The 2,315-nt window shown below is 40.7% G+C and carries 5 protein-coding genes; 3 read left to right on the top strand and 2 right to left on the bottom strand.

Translation table 11 applies throughout. The features are described from left to right. Positions 1–97 precede the first annotated feature (97 nt). Both O9300_RS16280 and O9300_RS16275 read right to left on the bottom strand, forming a co-directional pair. Positions 98–262 (bottom strand): hypothetical protein, encoded by a 165-nt coding sequence (locus tag O9300_RS16280; protein WP_287972766.1) that lies wholly within the window; start codon positions 260–262, stop codon positions 98–100. Positions 263–395: 133 nt separating this feature from the next. After that, the gene (locus O9300_RS16275; RefSeq protein WP_287972763.1) at positions 396–698 is read right to left on the bottom strand and encodes a hypothetical protein; all 303 of its coding nucleotides are present in this window, start codon (positions 696–698) and stop codon (positions 396–398) included. A 320-nt stretch (positions 699–1,018) separates the two neighbouring features. On the opposite strand from O9300_RS16275, the gene O9300_RS16270 reads away from it, so the two are divergent. The 3 genes from O9300_RS16270 (at position 1,019) to O9300_RS16260 (ending at position 2,174) form a co-directional block, all read left to right on the top strand. Next, on the top strand, positions 1,019–1,201 hold the full coding sequence (locus O9300_RS16270; RefSeq protein ID WP_002803200.1) for a CsbD family protein: 183 nt from the start codon (positions 1,019–1,021) through the stop codon (positions 1,199–1,201). A 296-nt stretch (positions 1,202–1,497) separates the two neighbouring features. After that, positions 1,498–1,974, top strand: a complete 477-nt coding sequence (locus O9300_RS16265; protein ID WP_002803199.1) for a CsbD family protein — start codon at positions 1,498–1,500, stop codon at positions 1,972–1,974. 50 nt (positions 1,975–2,024) lie between these two features. Next, on the top strand, positions 2,025–2,174 hold the full coding sequence (locus O9300_RS16260) for a lmo0937 family membrane protein (protein WP_149978494.1): 150 nt from the start codon (positions 2,025–2,027) through the stop codon (positions 2,172–2,174). Positions 2,175–2,315 lie beyond the last annotated feature (141 nt).

Below are 2,315 nucleotides of genomic sequence, written 5' to 3'. Positions count from 1 at the left end.
TGGTACAAAAAAAGAGGGCAACAAAGCCTGAAACGACCGGCTACTGACGACCGACGACCGACTCCTAACCCCACCAACAAACTTTTTGCCGCCAACCCTATTTAGTTCCTAGTTCAACCGAGACTAACCGATTCACTTGAGGAGCAAACAAACCCCGAAAGCCCTTGTCTTTAAGGGTATTCATGGTTTCTTTGGCAGCATACCAACTATCTCCTGTGACTGTCTCTGGTTTCAATCCCCAAGCTTTTACTTCGTCCAACATTTCTAAGAAATATTCATGTTTTGTCTGACCCTCCTGTTTATTAACGATTCGATAATTAACGGGAACTGACCTTCCTTTACAATCGGTATAATATCAGGTAACTGCGTTAATACCTTTGACTACTTTTTTGTGTTTACCACCAGTAAAAGTAATCGATTAACTCAGCTTTAGCTGGGTGACTATAAGGCTTGTCAATTACCATGTCGTCTGTAATGATTGTTCCTCCTTCAAGTTCGATTTGAGGAGCCACTTCATCAAACAAATCCTTGGGTGTATAGTTCTCTCGCCACAAGAAACGATTGACACTGTCATGAGATAAATTGCCCAGAATTTGAGCCAAACGAACACAGCTTATATATTTAGGTTCGCCGAGCAAAAATAGGGTGTAAATAGCCAGATTACATTGAGCAGTTGTTGGCTTCGTAATGTTTCTCATCAGTTGTTCTGTTATAAGAGATGCCCTTGTGTCAGGAAATCAAATCGGAGAGGGTTTTGTCAAGAGTCGAGAGAGAAATTGTATCTAAGACTAACAAAATTAGACCACCCACATTTAAGCCTTTTTGTCAATGCGTAATTTCTATGCTTGCAGAAACGGTATCGTTACATTTTGTGTCGTATTCAAGCAATTCATACAGACTCAATCAATTCATACAGTAAATCAAACAACCACCCGTTACAGTAATACCAGAAGCAGAATTGTTAGCTCAACTTAGGTAAGCAGTTCTCAAATCCAACAAATTCAATAAGGAGAGCATCATGAGCTTAAAAGATAGAACCGAGGCAACCGCCAAAAATATCGAAGGTAAAGTTCAAGAAGCAGTAGGAGATCTGACTGGCGATCCCAAAGCTCAAGCAGAGGGCAAGGAAAAACAGGCAGAGGCAAAAGTTCGTCACACTATCGAAGATGTGAAAGAGGAAGTCAAAAAAATTATTGATTAGTAGGTCATTTGTCACGGCAACCGCCATTCAGACAAATGATTGAAACCCGGCTTTCATCGGAACTCTTCCTCAAAAAATGGTTTCTTTCGAGACAGGTGAAACCCTAGGACAAGGCGGCGTAAATAAACCCAATATTACCAGATATCTAGCTTCTCAAAGAAGTCGAATATCTCTCCCTCGGTAAATAAACTTACGCCGTCAAAGACTAGAAAAATCTTTCTCGAAAGGGTCTAGACAGTAGTTGTTCATCATCCATGTATCATCGATTCATCAAATTCTTTTTGGGAGTTAAAATGATGTCACTTCAACAGATTCGTCGCTTTTTTGTCACCATTATTTTAACTATAATGCTGGCAATTACTATAGCTTTTGATTTTGGAACTACAAATAGTTGGGCTGCAACTTTACCCACCCAATCGCAGACTCAAATCGCAAGCATGAATCGAGCCAAGGCAGTTACGAAAAATATTGAAGGCAAAGCTCAAGAAGCGATTGGCAACATGACAGGCGATCCCAAAGATCAGATGATGGGAAAAGCCAAGCAAGTCGAAAGTCAGGCTCGTAACGCAGCAGAAGATATAAAAGACCAGATGAAGTTAAAAGGGAGGGCAAAAGCAGTCACAAAGAACATTGAAGGCAAAGCTCAAGAAGCGATAGGTAAAGCTACTGGCAACCGCCAAGATCAAGTTGCTGGAAAAGCTAAACAAGTCGAAAGCCAAGTTCGCAATGCAGTAGAAGACGTAAAAGATACGGTTCAAGATATACTCAATTAAGGATCGATGACTGAATTTTCATTACTTTTCTCTAAATCAAGGAGGGAAATATGTTCGATCTCGTTTGGACTGCCGTTGTTATACTTTTCATCCTCTGGGTGTTAGGATTCTCCATTAACATTGGCGGCGGCTTAATCCACCTGCTTTTGGTTTTGGTGCTGATTGGCGTTGTCTACAACTTGTTTATGAGGCGACGGTAATGGGAGCAAGTCAGTTTTGTCAGAACATAAATACTATTCAATAGCTAAAGACTGTTATTTAGGTAAGCACAGCGGTGTTTAAGCACTTGAGGGATATTTTCTTCATTCCACTGGGCTCCAGAAATTTTCAGTCGTCGGTCA

Origin of the sequence: Microcystis sp. LE19-195.1E (assembly GCF_027532095.1) — a bacterium.
In the GTDB taxonomy this organism is placed as follows: domain Bacteria; phylum Cyanobacteriota; class Cyanobacteriia; order Cyanobacteriales; family Microcystaceae; genus Microcystis; species Microcystis aeruginosa.
Note: the sequence above shows the minus strand (reverse complement) of the source record. Positions and strands in the feature narration are given on the sequence as shown.

What these genes read in the sequence shown, in the direction of transcription:
- O9300_RS16275 (WP_287972763.1), bottom strand. Translation starts at nt 698, where the DNA reads ATGAGAAACATTACGAAGCCAACAACTGCTCAATGTAATCTGGCTATT.
- O9300_RS16260 (WP_149978494.1), top strand. Translation starts at nt 2,025, where the DNA reads ATGTTCGATCTCGTTTGGACTGCCGTTGTTATACTTTTCATCCTCTGG.
- O9300_RS16280 (WP_287972766.1), bottom strand. Translation starts at nt 262, where the DNA reads ATGTTGGACGAAGTAAAAGCTTGGGGATTGAAACCAGAGACAGTCACA.
- O9300_RS16265 (WP_002803199.1), top strand. Translation starts at nt 1,498, where the DNA reads ATGTCACTTCAACAGATTCGTCGCTTTTTTGTCACCATTATTTTAACT.
- O9300_RS16270 (WP_002803200.1), top strand. Translation starts at nt 1,019, where the DNA reads ATGAGCTTAAAAGATAGAACCGAGGCAACCGCCAAAAATATCGAAGGT.